This is a genomic window from Sphingomonas sp. BL-S-05, from assembly GCF_055521695.1.
The window spans coordinates 764,251-780,351 of sequence record NZ_CM145499.1 but is presented as its reverse complement, the minus strand read 5'-3'; the positions used below and the strand labels follow the sequence as shown (position 1 = coordinate 780,351).

Sequence of the window (16,101 nt, the reverse complement as noted above, 5' to 3'; positions counted from 1 at the left end):
GGCGGTGCGAAAATCCGCGCGCATCAGCCCAGTTCGTTCAGCACCTTTTCGACCGCGTCCATCGTGAACGGCTTCGACAGGACGGGGCGATCGCGATGGTCGGGTTCGATCATGTCGCCGGATCCGCCGGTCGCGAGCACGAAGGGGATGCCCGCCGCCGCCAGCTTGTCGGCAACCGGCCAGCTTTTCTCGCCGGCGCGCAAATGGACGTCGAGAATGGCCGCATCGATGCCGCCCTGATCGACGGCAGCCATCGCCGACGCGACGCTGTCGGCGGTGCCGGTCACGGTTCGCCCCAGCAGGTCGAGGAAGTCCTCGAGCATCATGGCGATCAGGGGTTCGTCCTCAACAACGAGGATACGCGCGGGCGAAGTCATACCCGGCGGTCCTTAGCGGTCAAAGCGGGAACACCGCAACAGGATTCGGCGGCGGCTCAGGTCTTTGCCAGCGCGTCGCGCGCCGCCGTGGCCAGTTGCTGAACCGAGAACGGCTTGGGCAGGAACGAAACCTGATCCAGATCAATCGACCGGCGCAGTTGCTCTTCCGCATATCCGGACATGAACAGAATCGGCAAGGTCGGATAGACCTTGCGTACGTGGCCGACCATCGTCGGGCCGTCCATGGTCGGCATGACCACGTCCGAGATCAACAGGTCGATATGCGGCTGGTCGGCGAGAAGCTCCAATGCCGCCTCGCCATTCTCGGCGGTCATCACCGTATAGCCCTGCCGCGTGAGCGCGCGTTCGGCGATGGCGCGGACCATATCCTCGTCCTCGACCAGCAGGATCGTGCCCGATCCCCATGTCGGCGCGGTCGGTTCGGTCTTCAGCCTGGGATTGGTGCCGATGCGCGGCGGTTCGGCGGCGGCGGCATGGACCGGCAGGTGGATGACGAAGGTCGCGCCGCGCCCGGCGCGCGATTCGGCAAAGATATAGCCGCCCGACTGCTTGATGATGCCATAGACGGTCGACAGGCCGAGGCCGGTCCCCTTCCCCACTTCCTTGGTGGTGAAGAAGGGTTCGAAGATCTTGGGCAGGATTTCGGGCGGGATGCCGGTGCCGGTGTCGGAGACCTTGAGCGTCACATAATCGCCGACCGGCAGCACGTCGTCGTCCATCGCGCGCACTTCCTGCGCGCTGGTCGCCAGCGTTTCGATGGTCAGGACGTTGCGATTGCCACCCTGCGACAGCATCGCATCGCGGGCATTGACCGCGAGGTTGACGACGACCTGTTCGAGCTGCCCCGGATCGGCGCGGACCGACCCCAGCCCGCGCCCGTGGTTGACGACCAGCTGCACGGTTTCGCCGAGCAGGCGCTTCAGAAGGTTCGAGACCTCGGAAATGACGTCGGGCAGTTGCAACACCTGCGGGCGCAGCGTCTGCTGGCGCGAGAAGGCGAGGAGCTGGCGGGTCAGGCTGGCCGCGCGGTTCGAATTGGCGCGGATCTGCTGAATGTCGTCATAATCGCTGTCGCCGGGCGAATGGCGCATCAGCATCAGGTCGCAATGGCCGATGATCGCGGTCAGGATGTTGTTGAAGTCATGCGCGACGCCGCCGGCGAGCTGGCCGACCGCCTGCATCTTGGTCGCCTGCGCCACCTGCCGCTTGAGCTTGCCCTCCTCGCCCGTATCGCGCAGCGACAGGACGACGGCCGCTTCGCCCAGCCCGCGCGCACCGGCGATCGTCAGCGCGATCGGTTCGTCGGAACGATCGGCCAGCCGTACCGCCATGTCGGCATTGTGCTGCGCGCCCCCGGCGAAGCGGCGAACGGCATCGGCCAGTGCCGCCTTGTCCTCTCGCACCACCAGATCGCCCGGATAAAGCGGCGGCGCGACCGGATTGACGCCGGTCGCGCGGATGAAGGCGTCGTTCATGTGCAGGAAGCGCCCGTCGCGATCGACCAGCGCCATGCCGACCGGCAGCAGCGACACCAGCGCCCGCACCTGTCCCGCCGACCCCGGCGCGGCGATCGGCATGAGTCCGACCGGCGCCTCTTCCTCGTCGAGCAGACCGACCAGCATCGGCCCGGCGGGATCGTCGGTGATCGGAACCTGCACGATCCGCAAGGGATCGCCGCCCAGCCCCTCGCGCTCGAAACGGACCCGGCCGCGATGGTCGGTGACAAGGAAACGGGCGAAGTCGCGCCCCTCGATCGCCGCGTCCTCATTGCCGACGGCGCGGGCGCGGAACACGCGGTTGGCGGCGCGAATCCGACCATCGGGGGTCAGCAGCGCGAGCATCACCCCCGCCGCGCCCAGCCGGTCGCCCGCGGTGCCGGCGATCATGGTGCGCATCGACACCGCCTCGGCAATGACCTGCCCGCCCTCGAACTGCCAGACGAGCATATTGTCGCCGGCGCGGTAGAGGGTCACGTTGAGCGGGGCGTCGCCCTGCCGCACCGTCGCCTTCGCCTCGCCATCGCGCCACGCCGATCGCGCGGCGCCGGCGAGCGTATTGGCATCGACCCCGTCGCCGAGCACGCCGGGCGGGGTCGGATAGCCGCCGAACATCGTCGCGAACCGGTCGTTGGCGCTGACCAGCCGTCCGGCGCGGTCGGTCACCGCCAGCGCATGCGGACAGGTGGCGGCGATCGTCTGCACCAGTGACCAGTCGATGCCGGGTTCGACCGGTGCGCGGGTATCGGTCCAGTGCAGCACCGCCTGCGCCACGCCCGCCAGCACCACCGCCGCCGCCGCGAAGCCCGCCGCAACGGGGACGCTGCCGATCATCCACAGGATGATGGCACCCGCGACGACCCCAGCGGCGAGCGCGGTAATCAACGGCAGTACCGGCGACGGGCCGGCGGAAAATTTCGGCAGCATGGATAGGCTGTTGGGGTGACGGCCTGCGTCCGTCAAGCGTTGTGGGGCCCGGCCAGCGGGGAACGGGCGGGTTGGAGCCTGAGCGACGCGAGCCTTTGGCTCGCGCGCTCGCATAAGCGAGCGCCTCCCCTCACCCAGCTTCGACCAGGCCTTCGCTTACGCGAAGACCGAGTCTGCGCATCCCTCTCCCCTGACGGAGAGAGGGAGAGCGGGGTTACCAGATGCGGACGCGCTGTTCGGGCGGAAGGAACAGATATTCGCCGGTCGCGGGCGTATAGCCCTTGTACCACGGGTCGAGGTTGCGGACGACCCAGGCACGCTGTTCGGAGGGGCTGTGCGGGTCGGTCAGCAGACGCTGGCGCAGATTCGCCTCACGGTAGCTGCGCCGCCACACCTGCGCCCAGCCGAGGTAGAAACGCTGTTCGGGGGTGAAGCCGTCGATCGCCTTCTGCTCGCCCGGATAGGCATGGGTATAGGCGTCCCACGCCGCGGTCAGTCCGGCGAGGTCGGCGATATTCTCGCCCAGCGTCAATTCGCCCTTCACGTGTAGCCCGGGCAGCGGCTCATAGGCGTCATATTGCTTGACCAGCGCGGCGGTGCGTTCCTCGAAGCGCTTGACGTCCTCGGCGGTCCACCAGTCGGTGAGACTGCCGTTGACGTCGTATTTGCGGCCCTGATCGTCGAAATGGTGGCTGATCTCGTGCCCGATCACCGCGCCGATCGCGCCGTAATTGACCGCCGGATCGGCGTTGGGATCGAAGAAGGGCGGCTGCAGGATCGCGGCGGGGAACACGATCTCGTTCATGACCGGGTTCGCATAGGCGTTCACGGTCATCGGGGTCATGAACCATTCCCATTTCTGGATCGGCTTGCCGAGATGCTGGACATTGTAGCGCTGCTGCCACTGGTTCGCGCGCAGCATGTTGCCGAACGCGTCGCCCGGCTTGATCGTCAGGTCGCGCATGTCGCGCCACTGGTCGGGATAGCCGATCTTCGGCGTGAAGGCGGCAAGCTTCGCACGCGCCTTCGCCTTGGTCTCGGGTGCCATCCAGTCGAGATTGTCGATGCGGCGGCCCATCGCCTCGGTCACGTTGCGGACCAGTTCGTCCGCCGCCGCCTTTGTCGCGGGTGGGAAATATTTGGCGACATAGGCCTGGCTGACGTCATCGGCGACCGCGTCCGAGGTGAAGTCGACCGCGCGCTTCCAGCGTTCCTCCTGCTGCGGCGTGCCCGACAGGACGGTGCCGTAGAAGGCGAAGTTTTCCTGATCGAACGCCTGCGGCAGTACGCTCGAGAAATTGTCGAGCGAGCGCACCAGCATCTGGTCCTTCAGCACCGAAAGCGGTGCCGCGCCGATCACTTTCGCCATGCCGGTGAAGGCGGTCGGCTGTGCTACGATCACGTCGGTGGTGTCGGCGCCGAGACCCCGGAAATAGGTCGCGAAATCGAAGCCAGGTGCGCGGCGCCGGAGGTCGGCGACGGTCATCTTGTTATAGGTCTTGTTGGCGTCGCGGCTTTCGATCCGCGTCCAGTGCGCCTTGGCGATCCGCGTCTCGAACGCGACGATCGCGGCGGCGCGGGCGGCGGCGTTGGGTTCACCCGCCAGCGTCAGCATCTTGGCGAGATGCGCCTGATACGCCTTGCGCTGTTCGACCAGCTTGGCATCGGTCGAGAGATAATAATCGCGGTCGGGCATGCCGAGCCCGGCCTGCGCGGTCTGCAGCGCATAGACGGTCGGCTGCTTGTCGTCCGGGCCGACATAGGCGCCGAACGGCGCGCCGACGCCGGCCTGCGACGCCTTTGCGGCGAGCGCTGCGTAGCCGGCCTTCGACTTCAGCGCCTTGATCTCGTTCAGCCATGGCTGGATCGGGGCCAGCCCCTTCGCCTCGATCGCCGCCTGATCGAGATAGGTGGCATAGGCGGTGCCGATCTTCGAATTGGGATCGTTCTTCGCCGCGTCGAGCAATTCGCGGGTGCGCGTCTTCGACAGGTCGTCGAGCGCGGTGAACATGCCGTAATTCGACTTGTCGGCCGGGATCGGCGTGATCTTTTCCCAGTTGCCGTTCGCGTATTTGTAGAAATTGTCGCCGGGCTTCACCGCGCGGTCCATGCCCGCGACGTCGAAGCCGAAATCGCCGATCTCGGGCTTGGGTGCGGGTGCAGCTTCGGCGACCGCAGGCGCTTCCGGCGGCGGAAGGACGGCGACGGGCGGAGTGGTAGCGCAGGCCGACAGGGCGGAAGCCGCAAGCAGGGTGGTCAGGACGAAACTACGCCGCATCGAATAAGCCTCTTCGTATCGGGTGATACAGTCATGCTGCACCCGGCCTTATCGATCGTCAATATCTCGTGTGGCTCGTCCTGCTGGCAAAAGCAGCTTTGCCCCCTCCCCGTTCGGTTCGAGCAGCTTCGAGCCTGTCGAGAAGCGTCGGTCGAGAACGCCCCGCTTGGGGCACCCCCTTCTCGACTACGGTTCTCGACAGGCTCGAACCTGTGCTCGAAGCGAACGGGTTAGTTTTGGGAAGGAGAGGGTTTCAGGACCGCGCCCCATGCCCGCGCCGCTTCCACTTGGCGGCGATCCACCACCGCCAGCCGAGCGCCGCGATCGCATAGCCCAGCACTGCGCCGACCACCGAACATACCAGCATGCCGAGCGCGGTCGCAGGTCCTACTTCCGCCACCAGCCAGTCGAGCCAACCCGGCGGCGCGGCAACCGCCTTGCCGATCGGATCGCCCGGCACCACCCGGTCGAGATGGAGCAGCGACGCACCGACCTTGTAATACAGGATGAACAGCAACGGCGTGGTGATCGGATTGGTGAAGAAGGTGGTCAGCGCGGCGGCGGGAACGTTGGCACGCAACGGCAGCGCGAGGACCGCCGACGCCGGAATCTGCCCCAGCGGGATCAGGATGCCGGTGAACATGCCCAGCGCCACGCCGCGCGGGACCGAACGACGGGTAAAGCGCCAGAGTTCGGGAGCCAGCACGCGGTGCGCGACCGGGCGCAGGAACCGGATCGATTCGATCGATTCGCGCGTCGGCAGGTTCGCACGGACCCAGCGCAGCGCACGGCCGCCCAGCCCCCGGTCTTCGCCCGCCGGTTCAACCACGGTCGCGGAGCAACCTTCCCTGTTCACGCTTCCAGTCCCGCTCCTTGATATGTTCGCGCTTGTCGTGGTTCTTGCGCCCCTTGGCGAGCGCCAGTTCGACCTTCGCCCGCCCCTTGCCGTTGAAATACACCGATAGCGCGATCAGCGTCATGCCGTCGCGCGCCACCGCCCCGTGCATCTTGTTTATCTCACGTTCGTGAAGCAGCAGTTTACGCGGACGGCGCGGTTCGTGGTTGAAACGGTTGCCATGGCTGAATTCGGGGACGTTCGAGTTGATCAGCCACACCTGTCCGTCGCGGACATCGGCATAGCTTTCGGTGATCGACCCCTCGCCGAAGCGCAGCGACTTCACCTCGGTCCCGGTCAGCGCGATGCCGGCCTCGTAGACGGTGTCGATCTCGTAATCGAAACGCGCGCGGCGGTTTTCGGCGACGGTCTTCTTCTTGTCGAACAGCTGGGGACGCGGACGGCTCATGGCGCGGACATAGGGGGTCAGGGGGCGGAGGGGAAGCGCACGAAAAAATCCTCCCCATTCATGGGGAGGGGGACCATGCGCAGCATGGTGGAGGGGGACGGCCACATACGGAACGGTTGCGTTGCGTGGACACCCCCCTCCACCACCGCTTCGCGGCGGTCCCCCTCCCCGCGCAGCGGGGAGGATCTTCAGGCGTCCAGTGCTTCCCTCACCTTCCTTGCCAGTTCGTCGACGTCGAACGGCTTGGGCAGCAGCCGGGTGCCCGGATCGAGCACGCCGTTATGCACCACCGCGTTGCGGGTATAGCCGGTCGTGTACAGCACGCGCAGGTCGGGCCGCATCGCCAGCGCGCGGTCGGCGAGTTCGCGGCCGGTCATGCCGGGCATCACCACGTCGGTGAACAGCAACGTCACCTGCAGTCCGTCTTCGAGCAGGCCGATCGCCTCCGGCCCGTCGGAAGCGTGGAAGACGTTGTAGCCGAGATCGCGCAGCACCTCGACCGAGAAGCTGCGGACGCGCGGCTCATCCTCGACCACGAGGATCGATTCATGCAGGCCGCCCCCGCGGACCGGTGCCAGCGTGGCGCGCGCCGTGGGCGTCGGCGCCTCGCCATAGAAGCGCGGCAGATAGAGGCGGACGGTCGTGCCGACATCGGGTTCGCTATAGATGCGGACATGGCCGCGCGACTGGCGGACGAAACCGAAGACCTGGCTCAGGCCCAGTCCGGTGCCGCGCCCGACCGGCTTGGTGGTGAAGAACGGGTCGAACGCCTTGGCCAGCACGTCGGGGGCCATGCCGGTGCCGGTGTCGCTGACCGCGATCAACACATATTGCCCGGCAGCCATATCGGCCTCCTGCGCATAATCGTCGCCGACATGCGCGTTGGCGGTCTCGATCGTCAGTCGTCCGCCGTCGGGCATCGCGTCGCGGGCGTTGACCGCGAGGTTGACCAGCGCATTCTCCAGCTGGCCGCGATCCGCCTCCGCCCGCCACAGCCCGGCACCGAGCACCGTTTCGACCGCGATGCGCTCGCCCAAAGTCCGGGTCAGCAGGTCGGTCAGGTCGGTAATCAGCCGGTTGCCCTCGATCGGTTCGGGCGACAGCGGCGATTGACGCGAAAAGGCGAGCAGCCGCTGGGTCAGGGCGGCGGCGCGGGTCGCCCCTTCCTTCGCCGCCTCGACATAGCGAGCGACATCGTTGCGGCCGGAGGCAAGGCGGCGATCGATCATGTCGAGCCCGCCGATCACCACCGCCAGCATGTTGTTGAAATCATGCGCGATGCCGCCGGTCAGCTGGCCGACCGCCTCCATCTTCTGCAACTGGCGCACCTGCGTCTCGGCGGCGGCGCGGGCAGAGGCCGCATCGTGCAGTTCGGTCGCGACCCGTTCGAGCTGCGCGCCCTGTCGCCCGACCTTCGCCTCCAGCCGCAGCAGGGCATCGGCACGCTGGATGGTGACCCAGCTGATCTCGGCGATCTCCTGCACCAGCGCGACCTCGCTCGGCAGCCAGTGGCGCGGTTCGCCATGGCCGACGATCAGCAGCCCTTCGAGGCGCCCGTCGCGGCGCAGCGGCACGGCGAAGCCGGACCGGGCGCTGTAGCTGGCGACGGTCTCGGCTTCGAACCGGTCGTCCTGCGCAAAGGCATCGGACACGACCGTCCGTCCGGCGCGCAGCAGTGCGGTGTTGCTTGGCCCCATCCGGTCGATCGAATGATCGCCGGTCAGCGGCGGCAGTGCACCGTCGTTCCAGCCGGCGATGTAGCGGACCCGGTTCTCGCCCACCCGCGCGAAACAGATGCGATGGACGTCGAGCCGCTCGCCCAGCGCACGCGCGGTGAAGCGCATGATCGCATCGGGATCGGTCGCCGCCCGCTGGCGCGCGCTGAGCGACAGGACGAATTCGCGCTCGTTTTTTGCCGCCAGCGCCGCCAGTTCGGCCTGTTTGCGGTCGTCGATATCGTAGCTGACACCGGGGAAATGGGTGGGACGGCCGTCGTCGTCGAAACTACACCGGCCCTGCGCCGATACCCAGCGGCTGGTACCGTCGGCGCGCAGCAGGCGATATTCCGAAATGAAGGTGCCGTCGCCCGACGAATCCATCGCCACCGCGATCTGTCGCTGTGTGTTCGGAAGGTCGTCGGGATGGATGCCTTTGAAAAACGTGCCGATCGGCGCACCCGCAGCCGCCACCGCCGGCTCGACGCCGTAGAGAAGCGCAAAACGGGAATCGGCACGAATGATATCGGCCTGCACGTCCCAGTCCCATGCACCGATATTGCGACCGGCCGACAATGCCTGTTGCAACCGTTCGTCAGCGGCGGCGCGTTCCCGCTCGGCGACGACGCGCGCGGTGGTCTCTCCGGTGACGCAGAGCAGCCCGGCGACCCGGCCTTCGTCATCGAAGGCGGGGGAATAGGTGAAGGTCCACCAGCTTTCCTCCGGCTCGCCGGTGCGGGCAAGATCTAGTTTCATGTCGGTGGCGGTGACGCTGCCCCCGGCCATGGTCCGGTCCACCAGCGGGATCAGTTCGTCCCAGATATTGGCCCAGACGATGTCGAACCGCTCGCCCAGCGCCCCGTCGAGGCGGACGCCGAGGATCGGGCGATAGGCATCGTTGAAGAAGCACCGCATGTCCGGGCCCCAGGCAAGGAACATGGGCGTCGGACAGGACAGCATCATCGCCAGCAACGAACGCAGCGATACCGGCCAGGATTCGATCGGGCCGAGCGACGTGGCCGACCAGTCATGGCCGGCGATTTCGCGACCGGTAACCGTTTGAAGCGACAAATGTCCGTTAGGCATATGCGGCACGTGTTAAGGGTGCCGCCCCGTAATCACAATAACGTGCATCGGTCCGTCGCCTTCGTTCAACCCAATAGTCCGGCATGCGCCAGCGCGGCATCGACCGCCGCCCGCGACGCTTCGGACGCGGGCGTCATCGGCAGGCGCAGGTCGGTCGGGAAGCCGGGACGGACACGGCCAAGGGCATATTTGACCGGCCCCGGGGAAGCATCGCTGAACAGTGCGGCATGGAGCGGATAGAGACGGTCCTGGATCGTCAGCGCCCGGCCATAATCGCCCGCAGCGCACGCATCCTGAAACTCGGCACACATTGCGGGCGCGACATTGGCGGTGACCGAAATCGCCCCGACCCCGCCCATCGCCATGAAGGCGAGCGTCATGTCGTCGTTACCAGAGAGCTGCGCGAATCCAGTGCCGCAGCGCTGGCGATGTTCGGACACGCGCGGCATCTGTCCGGTCGCGTCCTTGATGCCGACGACCATGTCGGGAAACGCCTTGACGATGCGTTCGACGGTTTCGACCGCAATGTCGGTGATGGTGCGGCCGGGCACGTTGTACAGGACGATCGGCAGACCGCCGTCCCGCGCTAGGACCTCGAAATGGCGGAACACCCCCTCCTGATTGGGGCGGTTGTAATAGGGCGGGACCAGCAGCGCGGCGGCGGCACCCGCCGCCTTGGCCGCATGGATGTGGTGCAGCGCGACCGCCGTATCGTTCGAACCGCAGCCGGCAATGACCGGCACCCGGCCCTGCGCCTGATCGACGCAGACGCGCACGACATGGTCATGCTCCTCGATCGTCATCGTCGCGGCTTCGCCGGTCGTACCGCACGGCACCAGCGCGCTCGACCCGCTTTCGACCTGCCAATCGATAAGCGCGCGGAACGAGGCTTCGTCGAACCTGCCGTCGGCAAACGGCGTGACGAGGGCCGGGATCGATCCGGAAAACATGGTGGTTGCGCTCCGTGGACAGGGATTCGAGCCGAAAAGGTGGCGACAGATAGGGCGCGCTTCCATATCATGTCCAGTATGCTGACCACCGTGTTCAAGAGCGCGTTCCTGCTCACCGGCGTCGCGAGCGCCGCCATGGCCACCGGGCTGTTGCAAACCGCTCCGCAGGCCCCTGCCCCCGTCACCCCGCGACCGATCGTGCAACCGGTCGCGCCCGCCGCACAGCCGATGGTGCAGCCGGTGCCCGCGCCCGTCCCCTACGACCCGATCCAGCCGGTGCTGTCCGAATGGAAACGGTTGCAGCAATCGGACAATTATCCCTTTGCCGACTATGCCCGCTTCCTGCTGGCGCATCCCGGCTTTCCCGGTGAGACCAGCCGTCGCGCCGCCGCCGAAACCGTGGTGGCCGATGGCGGGCAGGATGCGGCGACGGTGCTGCGCTTCTTCACCCGTTTCCCGCCGCGCACCGCCGCCGGGCAGTTGCGCTATGCCGAGGCGCTGGCGGCCAGCGGACGGCTGCCCGAAGCACAGGCGGCGGCGCGGGCGGCGTGGCGGCGCGGCGTGCTGCGTCCGGCCGATGAAGCGACGTTGCTCGGCCGCTTTGCCAGCGCCTTGGCGCCGGCCGATCATGACGCACGCATGGACAAAATGCTGTGGCAGGGAGCGACGACCGCCGGGCTGCGCCAGATCGGCTATGTCTCGGCAGCGATGCGTCCGACCTTCGATGCGCGCATGGCGTTCCGCACCAATGCCGCCGATGCCAGCGTGCGCGGCGAGCAGCCGGGCGTCGATCGCGCCGATCCGGGCTATATCGCCGACCGGGCAAGCTGGTTGCGGGCATCGGGCCAGTCGGGGGCGGCGCGCGCCTATCTGGCCCAGCCGCGCCGGTTGTCGCGCAGCCCGGGCGATATCGAGGAATGGCTCGAAGTCCTGTTGACCAATGCCCGTGCGGCGCAGGCCGACAGCCAGTATGACCTCGCCTATCGCATTGCCTCGCAGATCGACGATGCGTTCCCGGCGGGCACGGTCATCGCCGATGCCGGCTATGGCGAGCGCGACGATTATACCAGCCTCGCATGGCTGGCGGGCACGGTCGCGTTGCAGCAGCTCAACCGACCGAGCGACGCGACCGGCATGTTCGCGCGCTATGCCAGCGGGTCGCGCACGCCGACGGTGCGGACCAAGGGCTATTACTGGGCCGGCCGCGCGGCGGAGGCGGCGGGGGATCGGCCGACCGCCGATCGCTGGTATGCACAGGCGGCCGATCTGGGTGACCTGTTCTATGGCCAGTTGGCCAGCGAGCGCATCGGTCGTCCGTTGCGCGCGCCGCCCGCCACCGCCGTTGCGACCGCCGTGCCGGCCGATCTGCGCACCGCCTATATGAATGGCGAAATGGCGCGGGCCACGCGCTATCTGGGCCGCACCGGCCAATATGCCGACCAGAGCCTGTTCATCCGCAAGATCGCCGAGGATGCGCGCAGCGACACCGACCATGCGCTGGCGGTCGAACTGGCCAAGGCGATCGACCGCCCGGACCTGGCGGTGATGGTCGGGCGCAGCGCGCTGCTGAACGGGCATAGCGACTATACGCTGGCAGGCTATCCGTCGGTGCCGGTCGGCGGACCGCAACAGGACCAGTTCACGCTGATCCACGCTATCGCCCGGCAGGAGAGCCAGTTCGACCGCACCGCCGTCAGCCGCGCAGGCGCGCGCGGGTTGATGCAGTTGATGCCGGGGACCGCGCGCGAGACCGCGACCAAGCTGGGCCTGACCTACAGCCCGACCGCACTCAACGATCCCGCGTTCAACATGGCGCTCGGGTCGAGCTACATCCAGCGGATGCTCGATTATTATGGTGGCAGCTATCCGCTGGCGGTCGCGGCCTATAATGCGGGGCCGGGCAATGTGAACAAGTTCATCCGCGCCAATGGCGACCCCCGCACCCCGGGCGTCGACATGGTCGAATGGATCGAGAAGATTCCGCTGTCCGAAACGCGCGGCTATGTGCAGCGCGTGCTGGAAAATGCCGTCGTCTATGACCTGATTCACGCCGACAAGGCCCGGTCGCGCGGGCCGAACAATCTGAGCTGGTATCTGGGGAAGAACCGACCGGGATGACCGAACCGCGTCCGAACTATATCACGCCGGCGGGCTATGCTGTGTTGAAGGCCGAATATGACCAGCTGCTGGGCGAGGAGCGTCCGAAGCTGGTCGACGTCATCGCCTGGGCCGCGGGCAATGGCGACCGGTCGGAAAATGGCGACTATATCTATGGCCGCAAACGCCTTCGCGAGATCGACCGGCGGCTGGGTTTCCTCGCCAAGCGGATGAAGGCGGCGCGGGTCGTCGATCCGGCGAGCCAGACCGAACGCGGCCGGGCCTGGTTCGGCGCGACCGTGACGATCGCCGACGAGGACGACAACCACCGCGTGCTGGAACTGGTCGGCGACGACGAGGCCGATGCGGGCAAGGGACGGATCGGATGGAACTCACCGATGGCACGTGCCTTGCGCGGCAGTGCGGTGGGCGACGTGCGCACGGTCGCGCTGCCGGCGGGGGCGAAGGAATATGAGGTGATGGCGATCGCCTATCCGTGATCGGCCGCCCCGCCACGGCGGTAATTCTATCTAAACCACCTCGTCATCCCCGACTTGATCGAAACCTTTGCGAACGTCCGCTTCACCATATCCCCGCGAAGGCCCGAATACGGGGCCACACTCGCAGACCTTCGTTCTGCTTGGCTCTGGCCCCGCGCCTTCGCGGGGATACGGAAGGGTCCAGGGATAGGCGGAACACTTTTGCCGAGCTCCCGACTTAAATCCGGGATGACGTCCGGTAGGGCTGGGGTTCCGCAACAAAATCGGTACGCTGGCGAACCCAAGCGCAGCCCCGCCCGTTCGCTTCGAAGGAACGTGCCACGGAGAACCGATGCCCCATTACACGCCGCTGATAGGAACCATCGTCACCGCATTGGTCGCGGCATTCGTCATGGGGGCGGCGGCGCAGAAGCTGCGCGTGTCGCCGATCGCGGGCTATCTGCTGGCGGGCGTGTTGATCGGGCCGTTCACGCCGGGCTTCGTCGCCAATTCGGGCATCGCGACCGAACTGGCGGAAATCGGCGTCATCCTGCTGATGTTCGGGGTGGGGCTGCATTTCTCGTTGAAGGACCTGTTGTCGGTATGGCGCATCGCCGTGCCGGGCGCGGTGGTGCAGATCGCGGTCGCGACGACGATGGGCTGGGGACTGAGCCAGTTTCTCGGCTGGTCGCTGATGGCCGGGATCGTGTTCGGCCTTGCCCTGTCAGTGGCAAGCACGGTGGTGCTGCTGCGGGCGCTGGAGGCGCGTGCGCTGGTGCAGACCGAACGCGGGCGGATCGCGGTCGGGTGGCTGATCGTCGAAGATCTGGCGATGGTGCTGGCGCTGGTTCTGCTGCCGGTCGTCGCCGCTGCGATCGATCCGGCCAAGGCGGCGGCGCCCGGCGCCATCGTGACCGCGATCCTGACGACGTTGCTGAAGGTAACCGGCTTCGTCACGCTGATGCTGGTCGTCGGACGGCGGGTCATTCCGTGGGCGCTGCACTGGGTGGTGCATACCGGATCGCGCGAGCTGTTCCGGCTGGCGGTGCTGGCGATCGCGCTGGGCGTGGCGTTCGGTGCGGCGCTGGCGTTCGACGTCTCCTTCGCACTGGGCGCCTTCTTCGCGGGCATGATCCTTGGCGAAACACCGCTCAGCCGGCGGGCGGCGCAGGAGACGCTACCGTTGCGCGATGCATTCGCGGTGCTGTTCTTCGTGTCGGTCGGCATGTTGTTCGATCCGAAGGTGGTGATGGAACAGCCCGGACCGCTGCTCGCCACCATCGCGATCATCGTAGTCGGCAAATCAGCTGCGGCGTGGGTGATCGTCCGCGCCTTCGGCCACCCCAACTGCACCGCCGCGACCATCGCCGCCAGCCTCGCGCAGATCGGCGAATTCTCGTTCATTCTCGCCGGGATCGGCACCAATCTGGGTATCCTGCCCGATGCGGGGCGCGACCTGATCCTTGCGGGCGCGATCCTCTCGATCATGGTCAATCCGTTCCTGTTCGGCGCTGTTGCGGGACGCGGCGACGAACCGTCGGTCAACGAGGTGCGCGAGAGCGAGCGCGAGAAGGCGCGCGAGGATCATGTCGTGCTGGTCGGCGCGGGCCGGGTCGGCCGGTTGATCGCGGAAGGGCTGCGCGACGCCGGTCGCGCCTTCGTCGTCATCGAGGACCAGGCCGACACCGCGCGCGCCGCCGAAGCCCATGGGTGGAGCGTGGTGCTGGGCAATGCGCTTGACCCCAATGTGCTGCGCGACGCCGGCGTCGCAGAGGCGACCAAGCTGCTGATCGCGATCCCCGGCGGGTTCGAAGCGGGCGCGATCGTCCAGCATGCGCGCGGAATGAACGCCGGCCTCTACATCTTGTCGCGCGCCCATTCCGCCGAGGAGGTCGGCTATCTCGAGCGGCACGGCGTCGACCAGGTCGTGCTGGGCGAGGAGGAGCTGGCCCGCACCATGCTGCGCCGGGCGGAAGCGGAACGCGAGCGCACCGCCTGACGCAACGGATCGTTTCGATCATTGCGCTTGGGTAACGGACCATTCGCTGCGACATGGCGGCAGTTCCGTCATGGAGAAGCCCGTCATGCCCTTGCCCGCCTCCCTCGCCCCGCGCCTGCTCGCCGCGATGCGGATCGTGTTCGGCCTCGTCTTTCTCAGCCACGGTGTGTCGAAGCTGTTCGGCCTGCCCCCCTTTCCGATGCCGATGAACGATATGCTGTATGCGGCGGCCGGGCTGGAGCTGGTCGGCGGCGCGCTGCTGATCGTCGGGCTGTTCGTCCGGCCGGTGGCGTTCGTGCTGTCCGGGATGATGGCGGTCGCCTATTTCATGGCGCATGCGCCGCAAGGCCCCTTCCCGATCGCCAATGGCGGCGAGGCGGCGGTGCTGTACTGTTTCGCCTTCCTGTACATGGCGGCGGCCGGTGGGGGCACGTGGAGCATCGACGCCGCCCGGGACCGCGGCTGACGGTTTCGGTCGCGCCCGTCCGTCGAGTGCGATAGACGGGCGGCATGGCCACCCATCATGCTCCCACCGGCAACGTCGCGTTGCTGATCGACGCCGACAATGCCGGCGCCGCCTATCTCGATTCGGTGCTGACGGTGCTGGCCGAGTTCGGCACCGTCAACGTCCGGCGCGCCTATGGCAATTGGGAGAAGCCGGGCCTCAAAAGCTGGAAGGCGCTGTTGATGCGCCACGGGATCGAGCCGTTCCAGCAGTTCGACATCACCAAGGGTAAGAACGCGACCGACATGCGCATGACCATCGACGCGATGGACCTGCTGCTGCGCGGGCGGATCACCGGATTCGGGATCATGTCGTCGGACAGCGACTTCATGCCGCTGGCGCAGCGCATCCGGCAGGAAGGCGTACCGGTCTATGGGTTCGGCACCGACCGCACGCCCGAGGGGTTTCGGGAAAGCTGCACGCGGTTCATAGACGTCGCCTCGCTGGATGTCGAGGATGTGGCGAACATGCCGCTGCCGCCCGCGATCGGCGGCGTCGCGGCACCGGTTGCCGCGCCCGCGGCCAAACCTGCCCCTGCCCCCGCTCGCAGGCAGCAGAAGATCGATGCGGCGCTGGTGAAGCTGCTGTCCGATGCCTATGACGCGTCGAAGGTCGACAAGCGGGGGTTTGCGAGTTTGTCGGAGGTCGGCCAGCGCGCGGCGAACCGGTCGAGCTTCGACACGCGCAACTATGGGTTCAAGCGGCTGTCGGACCTGATCGAGAAGGTGAAGGCGTTCGAGGTCGAGCGGCGCGATACCGGGGTGTTCGTAAAGCTGGTTTGAGGCCGCTCCCTCGCAATATCCGTTCGGTTCGAGCAGGTTCGAGCGAACGGAGGGGTAAGGCAAACGATCGGGGCGGGGGAAGCGC

13 protein-coding genes are annotated in these 16,101 nt (G+C 67.1%); 6 read left to right on the top strand and 7 right to left on the bottom strand.

Translation table 11 applies throughout. From position 1 onward, the window contains the following. Positions 1–23 precede the first annotated feature (23 nt). The 6 genes from ACZ1JS_RS03375 to ACZ1JS_RS03350 form a co-directional block, all read right to left on the bottom strand. The gene (locus ACZ1JS_RS03375) at positions 24–377 is read right to left on the bottom strand and encodes a response regulator (protein ID WP_465167712.1); all 354 of its coding nucleotides are present in this window, start codon (positions 375–377) and stop codon (positions 24–26) included. Positions 378–433: 56 nt separating this feature from the next. After that, the gene (locus ACZ1JS_RS03370; protein ID WP_465167711.1) at positions 434–2,821 is read right to left on the bottom strand and encodes an ATP-binding protein; all 2,388 of its coding nucleotides are present in this window, start codon (positions 2,819–2,821) and stop codon (positions 434–436) included. A gap of 214 nt (positions 2,822–3,035) precedes the next feature. Further along, positions 3,036–5,099 (bottom strand): M13 family metallopeptidase, encoded by a 2,064-nt coding sequence (locus ACZ1JS_RS03365; RefSeq protein WP_465167710.1) that lies wholly within the window; start codon positions 5,097–5,099, stop codon positions 3,036–3,038. A gap of 253 nt (positions 5,100–5,352) precedes the next feature. Beyond that, positions 5,353–5,928, bottom strand: coding sequence for a DUF2062 domain-containing protein (locus tag ACZ1JS_RS03360; RefSeq protein ID WP_465167709.1), 576 nt, complete (start codon positions 5,926–5,928; stop codon positions 5,353–5,355). Continuing rightward, positions 5,921–6,403 (bottom strand): SsrA-binding protein SmpB, encoded by a 483-nt coding sequence (gene smpB / locus ACZ1JS_RS03355; RefSeq protein WP_056456703.1) that lies wholly within the window; start codon positions 6,401–6,403, stop codon positions 5,921–5,923. The genes ACZ1JS_RS03360 and smpB overlap by 8 nt, the downstream gene beginning before the upstream one ends. 188 nt (positions 6,404–6,591) lie before the next feature. Beyond that, a complete protein-coding gene (locus ACZ1JS_RS03350) occupies positions 6,592–9,033 on the bottom strand; it encodes an ATP-binding protein (protein WP_465167708.1) in 2,442 nt (813 codons plus the stop codon). Here ACZ1JS_RS03350 and ACZ1JS_RS03345 point away from each other — a divergent pair. Further along, positions 9,032–9,181, top strand: coding sequence for a hypothetical protein (locus tag ACZ1JS_RS03345; protein ID WP_465167706.1), 150 nt, complete (start codon positions 9,032–9,034; stop codon positions 9,179–9,181). The two genes, ACZ1JS_RS03350 and ACZ1JS_RS03345, sit on opposite strands and share 2 nt — an antisense overlap. A gap of 88 nt (positions 9,182–9,269) precedes the next feature. On the opposite strand, the gene dapA is transcribed toward ACZ1JS_RS03345, so the two are convergent. Then, a complete protein-coding gene (dapA, locus tag ACZ1JS_RS03340) occupies positions 9,270–10,154 on the bottom strand; it encodes a 4-hydroxy-tetrahydrodipicolinate synthase (protein ID WP_465167705.1) in 885 nt (294 codons plus the stop codon). 78 nt (positions 10,155–10,232) lie between these two features. Here dapA and ACZ1JS_RS03335 point away from each other — a divergent pair, with 78 nt between their 5' ends. From ACZ1JS_RS03335 to ACZ1JS_RS03315, 5 genes are all read left to right on the top strand, one after another. Beyond that, positions 10,233–12,272 (top strand): lytic transglycosylase domain-containing protein, encoded by a 2,040-nt coding sequence (locus tag ACZ1JS_RS03335; protein ID WP_465168620.1) that lies wholly within the window; start codon positions 10,233–10,235, stop codon positions 12,270–12,272. Further along, positions 12,269–12,751: a transcription elongation factor GreB gene (greB, locus tag ACZ1JS_RS03330; RefSeq protein WP_465167704.1), complete on the top strand. Its 483-nt coding sequence runs from the start codon at positions 12,269–12,271 to the stop codon at positions 12,749–12,751. Before ACZ1JS_RS03335 ends, greB begins: the two co-directional genes overlap by 4 nt. A 331-nt stretch (positions 12,752–13,082) precedes the next feature. Beyond that, a complete protein-coding gene (locus ACZ1JS_RS03325; RefSeq protein ID WP_465167703.1) occupies positions 13,083–14,729 on the top strand; it encodes a cation:proton antiporter domain-containing protein in 1,647 nt (548 codons plus the stop codon). 85 nt (positions 14,730–14,814) lie between these two features. Next, complete coding sequence (locus ACZ1JS_RS03320; RefSeq protein ID WP_465167702.1) at positions 14,815–15,195, top strand: DoxX family protein; 381 nt, start codon at positions 14,815–14,817, stop codon at positions 15,193–15,195. 44 nt (positions 15,196–15,239) lie between these two features. Then, entirely contained in the window at positions 15,240–16,016 is a 777-nt protein-coding gene (locus tag ACZ1JS_RS03315; protein WP_465167701.1) for an NYN domain-containing protein, read from the top strand. Positions 16,017–16,101: the final 85 nt, after the last annotated feature.

Bases quoted from the DNA above. Each gene is read 5' to 3' on its own strand.
- dapA (WP_465167705.1), bottom strand. From the start codon at position 10,154: ATGTTTTCCGGATCGATCCCGGCCCTCGTCACGCCGTTTGCCGACGGC.
- ACZ1JS_RS03325 (WP_465167703.1), top strand. From the start codon at position 13,083: ATGCCCCATTACACGCCGCTGATAGGAACCATCGTCACCGCATTGGTC.
- smpB (WP_056456703.1), bottom strand. From the start codon at position 6,403: ATGAGCCGTCCGCGTCCCCAGCTGTTCGACAAGAAGAAGACCGTCGCC.
- ACZ1JS_RS03365 (WP_465167710.1), bottom strand. From the start codon at position 5,099: ATGCGGCGTAGTTTCGTCCTGACCACCCTGCTTGCGGCTTCCGCCCTG.
- ACZ1JS_RS03370 (WP_465167711.1), bottom strand. From the start codon at position 2,821: ATGCTGCCGAAATTTTCCGCCGGCCCGTCGCCGGTACTGCCGTTGATT.
- ACZ1JS_RS03350 (WP_465167708.1), bottom strand. From the start codon at position 9,033: ATGCGGTGCTTCTTCAACGATGCCTATCGCCCGATCCTCGGCGTCCGC.
- ACZ1JS_RS03335 (WP_465168620.1), top strand. From the start codon at position 10,233: ATGCTGACCACCGTGTTCAAGAGCGCGTTCCTGCTCACCGGCGTCGCG.
- ACZ1JS_RS03375 (WP_465167712.1), bottom strand. From the start codon at position 377: ATGACTTCGCCCGCGCGTATCCTCGTTGTTGAGGACGAACCCCTGATC.
- ACZ1JS_RS03345 (WP_465167706.1), top strand. From the start codon at position 9,032: ATGTCCGGGCCCCAGGCAAGGAACATGGGCGTCGGACAGGACAGCATC.
- ACZ1JS_RS03320 (WP_465167702.1), top strand. From the start codon at position 14,815: ATGCCCTTGCCCGCCTCCCTCGCCCCGCGCCTGCTCGCCGCGATGCGG.
- ACZ1JS_RS03315 (WP_465167701.1), top strand. From the start codon at position 15,240: ATGGCCACCCATCATGCTCCCACCGGCAACGTCGCGTTGCTGATCGAC.
- greB (WP_465167704.1), top strand. From the start codon at position 12,269: ATGACCGAACCGCGTCCGAACTATATCACGCCGGCGGGCTATGCTGTG.